The sequence below is a fragment of the Fibrella arboris genome (assembly GCF_041321095.1).
In the GTDB taxonomy this organism is placed as follows: domain Bacteria; phylum Bacteroidota; class Bacteroidia; order Cytophagales; family Spirosomataceae; genus Fibrella; species Fibrella arboris.
Genome location: NZ_JBGGWE010000017.1, coordinates 98,683 through 114,031, shown reverse-complemented (window position 1 = coordinate 114,031; position 15,349 = coordinate 98,683). Strand labels below are relative to the sequence as shown.

Here is a 15,349-nt window from a genome sequence, read left to right as displayed (position 1 = left end):
TGTTTCCCGCTTGCAAAGCCCCCAACGGACAAACCTTTGGGGGCTTTTTTTATGTTATCCCTTCAGATGCATCATGATATCCCGGCCAATATGACAACAAACTCGCAACCTGTCGACGTAATTATTGTGGGGGGTGGTCCCTGTGGCCTGGCAGCAGGCATTGAAGCTGCCCGGAGTGGACTGAGCCACCTGATTTTGGAAAAAGGCAGTATTACCGAGTCAATTCGGCGGTATCCGAAACTGATGCGCTTCTTTTCAACGGCAGAAAATATTGAAATTGGCGGAATTCCTTTTCCGGTGTCGAGCGTGAAGGCAAACCGGAACGAAGCGCTACAATATTACCGTAAAGTAGCTGCCTACTATCGCCTGAAAACAAAGGTGTTTACAGAGGTCAAAAGCGTGTCGAAACAGGGCGATGTCTTTCGGGTACTTACAACCAAAGACGAGGCGTTCTACGCCTACAAAGTGATTATGGCCACGGGTTATTTCGACAAGCCACGCTGGCTGGGTATTCCTGGCGAAGATGGCCCGCAGGTGTCTCATTACTACGATGAGCCCTTCCAGTATTCGTTTACGAAAGTGGTGATCATTGGGGCCTCGAACTCCGCCGTGGAAGCCGCCCTCGAATTATATCGGCACGACGTTGATGTGACTGTTGTTCACCGGGGCGAAGACTTTCGGTCGACGGTGAAATACTGGCTTATTCCCGATGTAAAAAACCGGGTGAAAGAAGGAAAGATCAAGACCGTTTTTGGTAGCTGTGTCACCCGGATCGGCAACGATTATGTACGGGTTCACAACACCGTAACGGGCGAAATAACCAGGCTCCCCGCCGATTTTGTCCTGATCCTGACGGGTTACACCCCCGATGCCGAACTGCTTCTGCGCTGTGGCATTGAGCTGGATCCCGAAACCCAGATTCCCTACTACGACCGCACCACCTTCGAAACCAACGTACCTGGCCTGTATGTGTGTGGTACGGTGCTGGCGGGTATTTTCACCGAGAAGGTCTTTATCGAAAATGGGCGTGAACACGCACAGGCTATCGTTGATCACATAATGGGCCGTGAGATTCACAAGGTCAACGAACTGGTACAACGAATCTAAAAAACAGTCCTCTGTCTTCTGTTTACAGGCTTCCGTTGCGCTGCTGAGGCACGAATTGCTGAATTAGCGGAGCAACAGAAGACTGTAAACAGAAGACAGAAAACTATTTTTGCGGGATGAATACTCCCCTTTCCGATTTATTTGCCCAGTTCAATAACCTGCGCGTTTTGGTTATTGGCGACGTCATGCTCGATGCCTACGTATGGGGTCGCGTTGACCGTATCTCACCCGAAGCACCGGTTCCGGTTGTGACGGTCAATCGCCGCGAGGTACGTCTGGGCGGAGCAGGCAACGTACTGCTCAATGTACAGGCACTGGGAGCCGAAGCCATTGCGTGTTCGGTCATTGGTACCGATATGGCAGGGGACCAGCTCCGGCAGCAGCTCCTGGAACGCGGCCTGAACTGCGAGGGGCTAATCCGGTCTGAATCACGGATTACCACCATCAAAGAGCGGATCATAGCCGGGTCACAGCAGGTTGTTCGTGTAGATACTGAAACCGACCGCTACATTTCTGACACCGAACGTACCCAGCTGGTGGCGATGGCTAAATCGCTGATTCCGGACTGTCAGGTGGTTATTTTTGAAGATTACGACAAAGGGGTTCTCAGCCGGGAAGCCATCGCCGAGATCACCGCCTTTGCCAATGCGCAGAACGTACCTACGGTGGTTGATCCCAAAAAGCGGCACTTCCTTGACTACGAGCACACCACGTTGTTCAAGCCTAATCTGAAAGAGCTAAAAGAAGGGCTCAAAGTTGATTTCAACGTAGATGAGCCGGGCGAGCTAACCCGCGTGGTCGATGAGTTAAAAACACGCATGCAGCTGTCGGGTACCTTGATCACCCTCTCTGAACGGGGCGTGTACATTGATTTCAACGGCGAACAGGTCAAGCTTCCCGCTCATATTCGGAAGATTTCCGATGTGTCGGGGGCAGGCGATACAGTGATCAGCATTGCCGCCTGTTGCGTAGCGCTCCGCCAGTCACCTCTCCGCATTGCCGGACTCTCGAACCTGGGCGGCGGCCTCGTCTGCGAAAGCGTGGGCGTAGTACCCATCGATAAGAACCGGCTCTTTGACGAGGCCATCCGGTTGGCGATTTAATTCCAGCCGTGAACGTCGTATATTTCTACTGAAAACAGACCACAACGCAGTTTGCCATGACCACTCTTGTATTGCCAATCGAGCTTGAGCCAGGTGCTGACGTGTTCGAGCAGTTGCGCCACATGACTGATGATGAGTTCTATTACTTCTGTCAGGACAACGCCAGTTTCAACTTTGAACGCGATGCAAGTGGAGATATAAAATCTATGGGACAAACAGGTGGTGAAACCGGCGAACGAAACAGCGAATTAGTCGCTGAATTAGTTATTTGGAACCGGCAAACAAAGCTGGGTTTCGTCTATGATTCGTCAACGGCTTTCCGTCTACCTAATGGGGCTGTCCGTAGCCCTGACGCTTCCTGGATAACTGCCGAACGCCGGAATGCATTTACGCCAGAGCAACGCAAAAAATTCCTGCCTCTTTGCCCTGATTTTCTGGTTGAACTGGTGAGCGAAACAGATTCGCAGAAAGCCACTGAAGAAAAAATGGCCGAATACATGGCCAATGCATGTCGACTGGGCTGGCTTATCAACCCAAAAACGCAAACGGCAAAAGTGTACCGCGCCAACGGCTCCATTGATGTCGTCACTACGTTCGATGTCAGCTTATCGGGCGAAGATGTACTGCCGGACTTCTCATTGGCTCTTTCGCTGTTCTGCTAACGTACCCACGATAGCTTGCGTACCTGAAGATCGGCCGCCGTTTTCCAGGCATACCGAAGGCTGACAGCCTCGCCGCCACCCGGCGTTTCATGCACTTCACGGCCTACGTTTACCCCACCCATGCGTTCGTAAAAGTGAATAGCAGCCCGATTGGCTTCGTACACCGACAAATGAAAACCGGGCTGCGTTGCCTGCGGAATCACCTGCCGGGCTGCTTCGCGCATCAGGCCCGCTCCAACTCCCCGGCCTTTCAGGGTCGGTAACACGTGCAAGTTGTCGATGAGCGTTCCGAACTGGGGCTCAGCGTCGAGAAACAGGCAGATAAAACCACTGAACCGGCCCGCTTCTTCTGCTATCAGAACGCGCTGATTAGCCGCCGGGCTGCCAAGCCGCTGTTGCCAAACAGCATCCCGTTCGTCGCTAATAGCACCATCCAGATAGTCGTCGCGGAGAATGCCCCGGTAGGCCAGTCGCCAGCTTTGGGTATGCGCTTGGGCAATCGAGGCTGCATCAGCTAGCTGAGCCGTTCGGTAGGTTATCATGCTCCCTTTTTTAGGCCGAAAATTCCTTCACCGCCTCAATAAATACCCGTACATGATCGGGATTGGTATCGGGATAAACACCGTGGCCGAGGTTGGCAATATGGCGCTGCGGACCAAACGCCGTCAGCATCTGGCGCACCTCCGCCCGAATCTGGTCCGGTTCGGCGTAGAGCACGCAGGGGTCCAGATTCCCCTGTAGTGTTTTACCGGGAATCAGCGCCCGCGACTCGGCAATGTCCATATTCCAGTCAAGGCCAACCACGTCGCAGTTGAGCTGACCAATCGCCTGACGGGCGAAGAAAGCCCCTTTGGCAAACACGGTGATCGGCGTATGGCCCACCTCCGCATCTGCTTTGATGGCATCGCAAATCTGCCTGATATAGGGTAATGAGAAGGTGTTGTACTGCTCGGGAGACAGAATACCCGCCCACGAATCGAATAACTGCACCAGATCGGCCCCGGCACGTACCTGGGCTTTCAAATAGGCGATAGTGCTATCGGTAATTTGCTGGAGCAGGGTGTGGGCAAAAGCCGGGTCGGTGTACAACAGCTTTTTGGCAACAGAGAATGTTTTCGACCCTTTCCCTTCTGTCATGTAACAGAAAATGGTGAACGGCGCTCCGGCAAAACCCAGCAGCGGCACCCGCCCATTCAGCCTCTGTTTGGTGATTCGGAGTGCCTCCAGCACATACCCAAGGTCCTGTTCCGGATCAGCCACGTGCAGCCGTGCCAGATCGGCAGCAGTACGTACTGTTTGCGGGAAAACCGGACCGCGTTGCTCTACCATTTCATAGGGCAAGCCCATCGCTTCAGGAACGACCAGGATATCAGAGAAAATGATGGCGGCATCGACACCCAGTAAATCAACGGGTTGAACGGTCACTTCGGCGGCTAGTTCGGGCGTCGTTGCCAGCTTAATAAAGCTGCCTGCTTTCTCCCGAACGGTCCGGTATTCGGCCAGGATCCGGCCCGCCTGACGCATCAGCCATACAGGCGTGCGCTCAACCGCTTCGCCCCGTGCAGCCCGGAGCACTAAGTCATTCTGTAACTTCATGCTGCAAATATCGGGGGAGACTTAAGAATTAAGCGTTAAGACGCAAGAATTAAGCGTTGGCTGGCTCATCAGCACGTTGGCGGCAACCAGGTTTCACCGCTTACCCTTCCCCGGCCAGTGCCTTAATATCGTTCACTTCCAGCACACGCCGTTGTTTCCCTTTACCAACCGCGTTGATCATCGCCCGGCCCAGTTGGTGAAGGGTGATCACAAACGACGGAACCAGTAGTTTCGCAACGGGATATAGCCAGCTTATGTATTTGTAATAACCGTTGGTGTTTTTCATGCCGGGCATAGAGTGAATGTAGGCAGGCCGGAAATTGAATACCTGCTTGAATGGCAGGGCCATCAGGTCATTTTCGGTTCTTCCTTTCACCCGTGCCCACATCGAACTTCCCTGTTCTGTACTGTCGGTACCCGCCCCCGACACATAACAGAATGTCATGTCAGGATTTCGCTGACTCAACAAGGTAGCCATGTGCATGGTCAGCGTATGGGTAAGCCTGCTATAGGTTGTTTCATTCAAGCCAACGGACGATACCCCCAGGCAGAAAAAACAGGCATTAAAACCGGTCAGCTTATCGGCTACCCCCGATAAGTCAAAGAAATCAGGCACAATCAATTCCTGTAATTTAGGATGCACAATACCACATGGCTTACGACTAACACTAAGTACCTGAATTACCCGGTCATCCTCTAAGCATACATGTAACACGCCTTCCCCAACCATCCCCGTCGCCCCCGTTACAATTGCTCTAATGTTCATGAATTCACTGTAAATGTTTATGATTATTGGTGTGTATGAATTTGTCTTCTGCGCAGCAGGACATTTTCCTGTCTCGTTAGAATAACCTGAGTAATGGTAAAAGGTTGACGATAAGTAGTATAGGCGGGTGTGTTTCCGATCAACTAATTTCTTGCCGATGCAGGCCAACTACCATCGACAATCGTTAACTATTTTTCTAATTCCCCGAATCGCAGCATCTTTGCGGCACAAAAGCATACCCCTATTATGGAGTTGAAACGAGTTGTTGTGACGGGCCTGGGTGCCCTTACCCCTATCGGAAACACTGTCGAAGCCTTCTGGCAAGGCCTGAGCACGGGCACCAGCGGAGCCGCACCCATCACTAAATTCGACGCATCCCTGTTCAAAACCCGCTTTGCCTGCGAGGTGAAAGGGTTTGATCCTCTTAATTATTTCGATCGTAAAGAAGCCCGGAAGATGGACGGGTACGTTCACTACGCCATCGTTACCGCCGATCAGGCCATTGACGATGCCGGCTTGCTGAGTGAAGGCATCAACAAGGAGCGGGTTGGTGTTATCTGGGCATCGGGGATTGGTGGTCTGCATAGTTTCCAGGAAGAAGTGCTGAGCTATGGCGCCGGCGGTAAAGTGCCCCGCTTCAGCCCATTCTTCATTCCGAAAATGATTGCCGACATGGGTGCCGGTATGATCTCGATTCGGCATGGCTTCATGGGCGTCAACTTTGCCCCTGTTTCGGCTTGCGCGTCGAGCACCCACGCCATGATCGATGCGTTCAACTACATACGGCTGGGTAAAGCAGATGCCATCGTAACAGGCGGTTCTGAATATGTTATCACCGACTCGGCGCTGGGTGGTTTCAGTAACATGAAGGCCCTGTCTGAGCGCAACGATGATCCCCAGCGTGCTTCCCGTCCGTTCGATGCCGACCGCGACGGTTTCGTATTAGGGGAAGGGGGCGGCGGCATTATCCTCGAAGAATACGAACACGCCAAAGCACGCGGCGCCAAAATTTACTGCGAACTGGTTGGCACCGGAGCCACCGCCGACGCCTACCACATGACAGGCACCCACCCGGAAGGGCTGGGCGCGGCCAATGCCATGCGGGAAGCCCTGCGTGAGGCTGGCCTGCAACCCGACGACATCGATTACCTGAACGTTCACGCTACGTCGACACCCATCGGCGACGTATCCGAAGCCAAAGCGATTGTGAAGGTCTTTGGCGAAAACCCAACAAACCTGAACATCAGTGCTACCAAGTCGATGACGGGTCATCTGCTCGGCGCAGCCGGTGCGATTGAAGGGGTAGCAGGTATTCTGGCCATGCAGCACGGCCTGATTCCGCCAACCATTAACCTCGACAATCGCGACGAAAATGTACCGGCGGGCCTCAACCTGACGCCCAACGTAGCGCAGGCCAGGACCGTCAACACGGTCTTGAGCAATACCTTCGGCTTTGGGGGTCATAACGCAACGGTCCTTTTCAAGCGATTTGAAGCGTAGTTCTATCTTCGTCACAGGATCTCCTAATTTTGCAAAAGTTAGGAGATCCTGTGACGAAGATAGAACTACCTCCCGCTCCTAAGCCTCTGCTTGATTTGATTGAACAATTAGTAGATAACCCCAGCCTTACCCCCCAGTTGGTTGGTAATGCAGAGTTAATTAGGTCGATCAATACAGCTACGCTTACTGGGACAAGGTTAAATACAAAGTACCCAACGAACTACGAGCCGTTATTACGCCAGAAGAACTATGGTACATCGTTAAGTTCAATCGACAAACAGGTAAGCACCTGTTATCAATGGGAGGAGACTCATTCTCCTTCACGTCTACTGATGCACTATATAGCCAGCTCCATGAGTTCGACCTCAATCTGGGTGGTTCGCTAGGCGGTCAATCTACACTATCAGATACAGACAGGCATCGTTACCTAATTGGATCAATCATGGAAGAATCTATTGCTTCCAGCCAGATTGAGGGAGCAGTTACGTCACGAGTGGTGGCAAAAGAGATGTTGCGCAAGCAGCGCCCACCCCGTAATCATTCGGAGCGGATGATTGTGAATAACTACACCACCATTCAGCATATAGTGGCCAACAAGCAGCGTCCACTCACACCAGGCTCGTTGCTAGAACTACACAGGCTTATGACGTCTGACACGATGGATAAGCCAGAAGACAGCGGCGCGTTCAGGCAAAACGACGATATACATGTAGTAGCTGCAACGGATGGGGAGCTAATTCACACCCCTCCTTCCTATACGCTCCCTAATTTTGTGGCTGATCTATGCCACTTTTTTAATGACGAAACGCCTACTTTCTTCCTGCATCCTATTGTGAAGGCAAGTATCGTTCATTTCCTCATTGGTTATTTTCATCCGTTCACAGACGGCAACGGTCGCACAGCCCGCGCTTTGTTTTATTGGTACTTGTTGAAACGCGGGTATTGGCTCACCGGGTACCTGTCTATCTCAGGGGTTATCATGCAGTCTCGTAACCAACACTATAAAGCCTATCAGTATACTGAAGTTGACGGTAATGACCTTGGCTATTTTGTTAACTATCAGGTCAAGGCTATGCGGCGGGCTTATGATGAGCTGAAAGCGTATATAGACCGGAAAGTTACTGAAAAACAGCCAGTCAGCCAGTTACAACTAACATGGAACCTATCGTCGAGACAGGCAACAGTAGTAAGCTGGTTGCAGGCCGAACCAAGCCGCATATTGTCTGTTAAAGAAGTAGAACTAGTACTGGGTACGTCAAATCAGACGGCTCGGACCGATTTACAGGGATTAGTCGATAAGGGTTATATCGATGAAATACGTGTCAATCAGAAAGAAAAGCAGTTTGTTCTCCATTCTCAGCCTTAATTCATTTTTCTCTTGACTCATATTTTTGTCGATACCGAACGGATTCGTGACCTGAATAGCGGGCTGGGACAAACCTGTCTGCATGTGGGGCAGGAATTGGTTCGGCAACAGCCCGCAGGTACGTCACTGACCTTTCTGGTGCCACCGGGCCAAACAGGTGTGTTTGGGGTGCCATCAGGTACGTTGCAGTATCGGGAAGCCAGCTGGCGGTACAAACTCTACAGCCCCGGCCAGTTCGATGTGTGGCACAATCTACATCAGGACGGGGCCTACTGGCCTGCTCAACGCCCTGGCAAGCTGATCCTGACGATCAACGACCTCAATTTCCTGGAACGTGCCGATTATTCAGACGCCAAAAAGAAGCGGAAGCTCGCCGCCGTTCAACGCCGTATTGATCGGGCACAGGTGCTGACAACAATCTCAGATTATACCGGAACGGTCGTACGCGAGTACCTGAACGTACCTGAGACAACATCCTTACAAACCGTTTACATTGGCGTCTCTGGCCTGCCCGCTGCGCCCAGCGAGTCTCCCGCTTCACTGACCAGCCTCGATAGGCCGTTCTTCCTGTACCTGGGTGTGCTGCATCCCAAAAAGAACGTTCAGGTGCTGCTGGCGCTGGCACAAGCCTTTCCCGATTATTTACTCGTGTTGGCAGGGCGGAATGACCACCCCTATGCCAAACACCTGGCCAGTCAGGTCAATGAACTCGAACTAACGAACGTACTACAAACCGGGCCCGTTGATGAAGTGGCTAAATCGTGGTTGTATGATCAGTGTGAAGCCTTTCTGTTTCCTTCGCTCAGCGAAGGCTTCGGCCTGCCCGTAGTTGAGGCGATGAGCGTTGGCAAGCCTGTTTTTCTGTCGCGCCTCACCAGTTTACCTGAGATTGGCGGGCGCGAAGCCTATTATTTCGATTCGTTTGATCCAGAGGCCGTGGTGGAGACGCTCCGGGCCGGGATGCGCGATTATTACGACGACCCGCTTAAAAGCCAGCGTCTTCAGTGGCAGGCGAACCGGTTCCGCTGGGAAAATACAGCGAAACAGTATTGGAAATTATATTTGGAAGGATAGTTTCAGGAAATGAGTCTCATGTTCCACGTTTCAGGTTTCAAGTGCGCTGCTTACCTACCAGACACCAATTGAGCAGCGCACTTGAAACCTGAAACGTGGAACCTGAGACTGGAAAAAACATCCGCTGTTAAAAATCGTTAAGGGGGTGTCGGTAATCGAATTTTTCGCGGGCCACTCCTCGTTATACCATCAGAAGCGGTGATCAGGCCATCGGTTGAGTCGACCAAACCTAAGCCTTTTAGCCGCCCATAAATCCTACATAAAACAACTGTCAGTACCCCAATACCATGAAAAGCAACTGGAAAGTTTTAGTGTTGATTGCGCTCCTCTCGAGTGCCGTAACACTGGGCGCGTACAACCTGCTTGGGTTCAACAAGCGGGACGTCGTGTTTACCGAATCGTCGACGGGCTCACCCTTGACCCGGCTGGCCTCACTAACGGGAAATGCCCCCACCGGCGCTCCCGGCGATTTTGCCTATGCTGCCGAAGCCGCCTCACCTACTGTCGTGCACATTCGCACAACGATGACCCGTACGGTTCGTCAGCAACAAATGCCTGATATCTTCCGCGAATTCTTTGGCGACGAATTTGGTGGCCAGGGGCAGGGCGGTAGCCGTCCACGCCGTGAGCAGGGGCAGGCGTCGGGTTCGGGTGTCATCATCTCGAAAGACGGGTATATCGTTACCAACAACCACGTTGTGCAGGACGCCGACGAGGTTGAAGTGATCATGACCGACAAACGGAGCTTCAAAGCGAAAGTGATCGGCACCGACCCGCTCACTGATCTGGCCGTCGTTAAAATTGACGCCAGCAACCTGCCAAGCATCACTTTGGGTGATTCAGATGGCCTGAAACTCGGTGAATGGGTGTTAGCCGTTGGTTATCCCCTTGACCTGGAATCGACTGTAACGGCCGGTATCGTCAGTGCAAAAGGCCGTGGTATCGGTATTCTGAGCCGTAACCAGCAACCCCAGCAGCCTGGTGCCAAGCCCGTCGATACGCCGATCGAGTCGTTCATTCAAACTGACGCGGCTATCAACCCTGGTAACTCAGGTGGTGCGCTGGTGAACCTGCGCGGCGAACTGGTGGGCATCAACTCAGCCATTGCCTCGGCAACAGGTTATTACAGTGGTTATGGGTTCGCGGTACCTGTATCGCTGGTGAAAAAAGTAACCGCCGACCTGGTTAAATTCGGTAATGTACAACGCGGATACATAGGCATTCTGCCCCGCGAACTGGATAGCAAAGTGGCACAGGAAGTGGGTGCTAAAGTGGGCCGTGGTATCTACGTAGAAAGCGTAACCGATAATGGTGCTGCCAAAGCGGCCGGTATTCAGAAAGGTGACGTGATCGTGAAGATGGAAGGCCAGCCACTCGATTCTGATGCGCAGATGCGTGAGGTCGTTGGTCGTCGGCGTCCGGGTGATGTGCTCAATGTAACCATCAACCGGGGTGGTACGGAGCGCGAGGTGAAACTTGAACTCCGCAACCGGAATGGCGGGCGCGACGTGATCAAGAAAGAAGAAATGGCCACGGCAGGCATGAAAGCCCTGGGTGGTGAATTCACCAACCTGAGCGATAAAGAGCGTCAGCAACTGGGCGTGAGCGGTGGTGTTCGCGTCAGCAAAATTCTGGACGGCAAACTGGCTGAAACAGAAATTGAAGAAGGCTTTATCATTGTAAAAGCCAATGGCAAAAACGTGAAGACAGTAAAAGACCTGGAAACGATTGTGGGCAATGTGAAAGAAGGTGAAGGGCTGCTGCTCATCGGCATGTACCCTAACAGTTCACGCATGATCTACTACGCGGTGCCTGTGTAAGCAATAAAATCAACAGGCACGAGTTGGCGCTGTTGTACAGTAAAAAGGGCGCCGCCGGGAAACCGGCGGCGCCCTTTTTCATCCTCCCGCCTCGAATACACCAGATTTAAAAGCCAGCGAACGTACCCAGGCGCATCGGCATAAAAAAGGGCTCCTCCTGCTTAGGAGAAGCCCTTTTTGGTATAATCCTTCCGAATTCTATTCGTAATAGTTCAGCACCTGGTGACCGCTCTTGGCGAGTAACTGATCGCGCTGGAAGAGAGAAATATCAGCCTGCATCATATCTTTTACGAGCGCTGGCAGATCGTATTTCGGTGTCCAGTTCAGTTTCGTCATCGCCTTGGTTGGATCGCCCAACAGCAGGTCAACTTCGGTAGGACGGAAATAACGGGGATCGATCGCCATGACTTCTTTACCTACCTCAACCGGGAAATCAGGGTTGCTGGCGCTGGCCACGTAGGCTTTCTCATCAACACCTTCGCCCCGGAATTCCAGCTCAACGCCGATTTCCTGGAAGGCCATTTTGATGAAATCACGTACGGTGGTGGTCACGCCCGTCGCGATCACGAAATCTTCGGGCATTTCCTGTTGCAGAATCAGGTACATCGCCTCGACATAATCTTTGGCATGGCCCCAGTCGCGCAGGGAATCAATGTTACCCATGAACACTTTATCCTGTAAACCCAGACCAATACGGGCAACAGCGCGGGTGATCTTACGCGTCACGAAGGTTTCGCCCCGTAGCGGCGATTCGTGGTTGAACAGAATACCGTTGCAGGCATACATGTTGTAGGCTTCGCGGTAGTTCACCGTGATCCAGTAGCCGTACAGTTTGGCAACGGCATAAGGTGAGCGCGGATAAAAAGGCGTGGTTTCAGACTGTGCGTGGCCTTGGACACCGCCATACAGCTCAGACGTGGACGCCTGGTAAATACGCGTTTTTTCGGTCAGGCCCAGCAAGCGTACTGCTTCCAGAATGCGGAGTGTACCGATACCGTCTACCTGAGCCGTGTATTCAGGTTCGTCGAAACTCACCCGCACGTGCGACATAGCGCCGAGGTTATAGATCTCGTCGGGCTGAATTTCCTGAATGATTCGGATGATGTTCGTTGAGTCAGACAGATCGCCGTAATGGAGTTTAAACCGAACATGCGTTTCGTGTGGATCTTCATACATGTGATCGATCCGCTGCGTATTGAAGAGCGAACTCCGGCGTTTGATGCCATGCACTTCATACCCTTTTTCGAGCAGCAATTCGGCTAAATACGCTCCATCCTGCCCCGTTATGCCGGTAATCAACGCTTTTTTCATGCGATTATAATTATTCTAAGAATTTGTAAAATTTCGTGTATAACCCTGTAAAATTACAATAGGAGGGCCATTTTTTTGCATTTATTTTATCAACAGGCCCCGCCGAACGTCCACTTTATCAGGCTGTAACTGGGCAGAAACGAAGACAGCCCTCAATTTACTGAAATATCGTTCAGCGTCCATCTTTTTCATAAAGTCGCCAACCTTCAGACGATACGTTGGCTGTTGGTAACTCATGTAGGCACTCAATTCAGGAAATAATTGATATAACTGCAGCTTGGCGGCATCGGCGGCAGCGCGTTCGTTGCCCACGTAAACCTGCACGCGATAGCCAGGGGCATAACGTACCCGGCGGTTTTGTACCGCCATGGTATCCAGAATGGCATCAAGGCGTTTGTTCACGTGCAACGCCTCGGCTGGCAGGACCTGACCGCCGGATCGCTTTGGCGTGTCTACGACCCGTCCGGGCGGTAACGTGGCCGGAGCAGGTGACGCAGGCTTATTCGTTGGCGGAACAAACACAGGGCGGGTAGCCGACAAGTCTTCCGAGTACTCGTTGTAGCTGCCGGTGGTTGTGCGGTTCCCGGTAGTGACCGGCGTACGGGCACAAGACCAGGCCACCAACGCGGTGACTCCGAAGACGGGCCATTTTCCTAGTAAACGCATCATAGGCGGTGGGGTAAACGAGATTAAGCAACCTTTAAGGACCTTACTGGTTGCAAAACTACTACTTTTGGGGTGATCATTTTATTACCTATGCTGACCGTACAACGTGGCGTCTCGCTACGGCCTTATACCACCTTCGGCATCGAGGCCCAGGCCAATTATTTCGCTGACATCGCCTCTGAGACCGACCTCACCACCCTCTTTCAGCTGACCGAATTCAATGAACTGCCCCTGTTGGTTTTAGGCGGTGGCAGTAACCTGCTGCTCACTCAGGAGTTTGCCGGTCTAGTCATTCGCCTCACGATCGGTGGTATCGAGGTTGTCCGTGAAGATGATCTCCATGTGTACGTGCAGGCAGGAGCAGGCGTAATCTGGCACGAGCTTGTTATGTACTGCGTAGCCAACAACTATGCTGGTATGGAGAACCTGTCGTTGATACCGGGCACTGTAGGGGCGGCACCCATGCAGAATATTGGTGCCTACGGCGTCGAGATCGAACAGATCTTCGACCACCTGGAAGCCGTTCATGTGGGCACTGGTGAGAAGCGCCGGTTCAATCACGCCGATTGTCGGTTTGGTTACCGCGAAAGCGTTTTTAAACATGACTTGAAAGGCCAGTACATCATTACATTGGTCACCTTCCGACTCGACAAAACACCTACGTTTCATACCCGCTACGGTGCCATCAGCGAGACGCTTACCGACATGGGGATCACCGATGACACAATGAGCATTCGGGCCGTGAGTGATGCGGTCATTCAGATCAGGCGCAGTAAACTTCCCGATCCGGCCGAGATTGGCAATGCGGGCAGTTTTTTCAAGAATCCCGAAATTCCTGTGGCCCAGTTTGATCAGCTAAAGGCCACGTACCCAACCCTCCCCGGCTATCCCACAGGCACCAACCTGGTGAAGGTGCCAGCAGGGTGGCTCATTGAGCAGGCGGGCTGGAAAGGATACCGACAGGGTGATGCTGGCGTTCATGCGAAACAGGCACTTGTCCTGGTCAACTACGGGCGGGCAACGGGCAGCGACATTCTGGCCCTGGCGCAGCAGGTACAGGCATCCGTGCTCGATAAATTTGGCATTACTATCAACCCGGAGGTAAATGTGCTGTAATGAGCGGGTCACCGCCGCAACACAGCCTCAAACAATCTACTAATTTACTAGGTTGGTGAGCGTATAAACAGTAATGGCTCAACAACATGGATTTAGCAAAAGTCAAAGCGTTTGGAACCTCTCGTTCCCTTATCAATTCGTTGAATGCCCTCTCGGTGATGGAAATCGAACGGGAGGCACCAAAAGCCGACGAAGTACTCATCGAGATTCTGTATTGTGGCGTTTGCCATTCAGACCTGCACCAGATCAAGAACGACTGGGGCAACACACTCTGGCCTTGTGTACCTGGCCACGAAATAATTGGCCAGGTAGTGCAGGCGGGATCAGCCGTCGCGAAATTCAAAGAGGGGGATACCGTTGGTGTAGGGTGCATGATCGATTCATGCGGTCAGTGCAACTCCTGCCATGACGGACTAGAGCAGTACTGTGAAGGGCCTGTCAGCTTTACGGCTACCTATAACGGCCCAATGAAGCCCGACGGCAGCGGTTACAACACATTCGGCGGCTACTCGACCTACATTACCGTAAAAGAAGCATTCGTGCTGTCGATTCCCGATTCGCTGGACATACAACGGGTAGCTCCGATCCTATGTGCGGGTATCACCACCTATTCACCCTTACGCCATTGGCATGTACAACCCGGCCAGTCGGTGGCGATCGTAGGCATTGGGGGTTTGGGGCACATGGCGGTGAAACTGGCTAAGGCGATGGGCGCTACCGTAACGGCCGTTACGCGCCGGGAAGAGAAACGCGCAGATGCGGAAGCACTCGGTGCCGATGCCGTACTTGTTTCTGCCGATGACCAGGCCATGACGGCCGCAGAACTCTCTTTCGACTTGATACTGGTGACTATTCCTGACGCTTTCGATGTCAATCCATACGTTAACCTGCTGAAACGCGACGGCAACCTGGTCACCGTGGGCCTGCTGGGACCCTACAAAGAGCCCGTCAATAACATGCAGGTAGCCACTCATCGCCGGTCGATCGGCGGGTCACTGATCGGCGGTATCAAAGAGACACAGGAAGTGCTCGATTTTTGCGCCGAACACAACATTATGCCCGACGTGGAGCTGATTCAGATGCAGGACATCAATGATGCCTTCGACAAGATGCAAAAGGAAGAAGTGCGCTTCAGGTACGTGATTGATATGCAATCACTCAAGTAGCGGAGGGGTGAAAGAGTGAATGGCGACAGAGTAAAAGAGCGGTGCCTCGTACCAACTGGTGCAGAAGCACCGCTCTTTTACTCTGTCGCCATTCAC

Annotated in this window: 14 protein-coding genes; 9 read left to right on the top strand and 5 right to left on the bottom strand. The window is 52.5% G+C overall.

Annotation, left to right across the window (positions count from 1 at the left end; all coding sequences use genetic code 11):
* The first annotated feature begins 90 nt into the window (after positions 1 to 90).
* The 3 genes from ACAW75_RS23205 (at position 91) to ACAW75_RS23195 (ending at position 2,872) form a co-directional block, all read left to right on the top strand.
* On the top strand, positions 91 to 1,107 hold the full coding sequence (locus ACAW75_RS23205; protein WP_370731157.1) for a YpdA family putative bacillithiol disulfide reductase: 1,017 nt from the start codon (positions 91 to 93) through the stop codon (positions 1,105 to 1,107).
* Positions 1,108 to 1,223: 116 nt separating this feature from the next.
* Positions 1,224 to 2,210, top strand: coding sequence for a bifunctional heptose 7-phosphate kinase/heptose 1-phosphate adenyltransferase (locus ACAW75_RS23200; protein ID WP_370731156.1), 987 nt, complete (start codon positions 1,224 to 1,226; stop codon positions 2,208 to 2,210).
* A gap of 56 nt (positions 2,211 to 2,266) precedes the next feature.
* The gene (locus tag ACAW75_RS23195; protein ID WP_370731155.1) at positions 2,267 to 2,872 is read left to right on the top strand and encodes a Uma2 family endonuclease; all 606 of its coding nucleotides are present in this window, start codon (positions 2,267 to 2,269) and stop codon (positions 2,870 to 2,872) included.
* On the opposite strand, the gene ACAW75_RS23190 is transcribed toward ACAW75_RS23195, so the two are convergent.
* From ACAW75_RS23190 to ACAW75_RS23180, 3 genes are all read right to left on the bottom strand, one after another.
* A complete protein-coding gene (locus ACAW75_RS23190; protein WP_370731154.1) occupies positions 2,869 to 3,414 on the bottom strand; it encodes a GNAT family N-acetyltransferase in 546 nt (181 codons plus the stop codon). The genes ACAW75_RS23195 and ACAW75_RS23190 overlap by 4 nt on opposite strands.
* A gap of 10 nt (positions 3,415 to 3,424) precedes the next feature.
* Positions 3,425 to 4,468: a uroporphyrinogen decarboxylase gene (hemE, locus tag ACAW75_RS23185; RefSeq protein WP_370731153.1), complete on the bottom strand. Its 1,044-nt coding sequence runs from the start codon at positions 4,466 to 4,468 to the stop codon at positions 3,425 to 3,427.
* Positions 4,469 to 4,568: 100 nt separating this feature from the next.
* On the bottom strand, positions 4,569 to 5,234 hold the full coding sequence (locus ACAW75_RS23180) for a Rossmann-fold NAD(P)-binding domain-containing protein (RefSeq protein ID WP_370731152.1): 666 nt from the start codon (positions 5,232 to 5,234) through the stop codon (positions 4,569 to 4,571).
* A gap of 246 nt (positions 5,235 to 5,480) precedes the next feature.
* Here ACAW75_RS23180 and fabF point away from each other — a divergent pair, with 246 nt between their 5' ends.
* The 4 genes from fabF (at position 5,481) to ACAW75_RS23160 (ending at position 10,994) form a co-directional block, all read left to right on the top strand.
* Positions 5,481 to 6,734, top strand: a complete 1,254-nt coding sequence (gene fabF, locus ACAW75_RS23175; protein ID WP_370731151.1) for a beta-ketoacyl-ACP synthase II — start codon at positions 5,481 to 5,483, stop codon at positions 6,732 to 6,734.
* A gap of 442 nt (positions 6,735 to 7,176) precedes the next feature.
* The gene (locus ACAW75_RS23170; protein ID WP_370731150.1) at positions 7,177 to 8,100 is read left to right on the top strand and encodes a Fic family protein; all 924 of its coding nucleotides are present in this window, start codon (positions 7,177 to 7,179) and stop codon (positions 8,098 to 8,100) included.
* Between the two features lie 12 nt (positions 8,101 to 8,112).
* Positions 8,113 to 9,174 carry a glycosyltransferase family 4 protein gene (locus ACAW75_RS23165; RefSeq protein WP_370731149.1) on the top strand — a complete coding sequence of 354 codons (1,062 nt, stop codon included), beginning with the start codon at positions 8,113 to 8,115 and terminating at the stop codon, positions 9,172 to 9,174.
* Between the two features lie 287 nt (positions 9,175 to 9,461).
* Positions 9,462 to 10,994, top strand: coding sequence for a Do family serine endopeptidase (locus tag ACAW75_RS23160; RefSeq protein WP_370731148.1), 1,533 nt, complete (start codon positions 9,462 to 9,464; stop codon positions 10,992 to 10,994).
* 198 nt (positions 10,995 to 11,192) lie between these two features.
* On the opposite strand, the gene gmd is transcribed toward ACAW75_RS23160, so the two are convergent.
* Together gmd and ACAW75_RS23150 are read right to left on the bottom strand one after the other, a co-directional pair.
* On the bottom strand, positions 11,193 to 12,305 hold the full coding sequence (gene gmd / locus ACAW75_RS23155; RefSeq protein WP_370731147.1) for a GDP-mannose 4,6-dehydratase: 1,113 nt from the start codon (positions 12,303 to 12,305) through the stop codon (positions 11,193 to 11,195).
* An 81-nt stretch (positions 12,306 to 12,386) separates the two neighbouring features.
* A complete protein-coding gene (locus tag ACAW75_RS23150) occupies positions 12,387 to 12,974 on the bottom strand; it encodes an SPOR domain-containing protein (RefSeq protein WP_370731146.1) in 588 nt (195 codons plus the stop codon).
* Between the two features lie 87 nt (positions 12,975 to 13,061).
* On the opposite strand from ACAW75_RS23150, the gene murB reads away from it, so the two are divergent.
* Together murB and ACAW75_RS23140 are read left to right on the top strand one after the other, a co-directional pair.
* Positions 13,062 to 14,087, top strand: coding sequence for a UDP-N-acetylmuramate dehydrogenase (gene murB / locus ACAW75_RS23145; protein ID WP_370731145.1), 1,026 nt, complete (start codon positions 13,062 to 13,064; stop codon positions 14,085 to 14,087).
* Positions 14,088 to 14,173: 86 nt separating this feature from the next.
* A complete protein-coding gene (locus ACAW75_RS23140; RefSeq protein WP_370731144.1) occupies positions 14,174 to 15,253 on the top strand; it encodes an NAD(P)-dependent alcohol dehydrogenase in 1,080 nt (359 codons plus the stop codon).
* Positions 15,254 to 15,349: the final 96 nt, after the last annotated feature.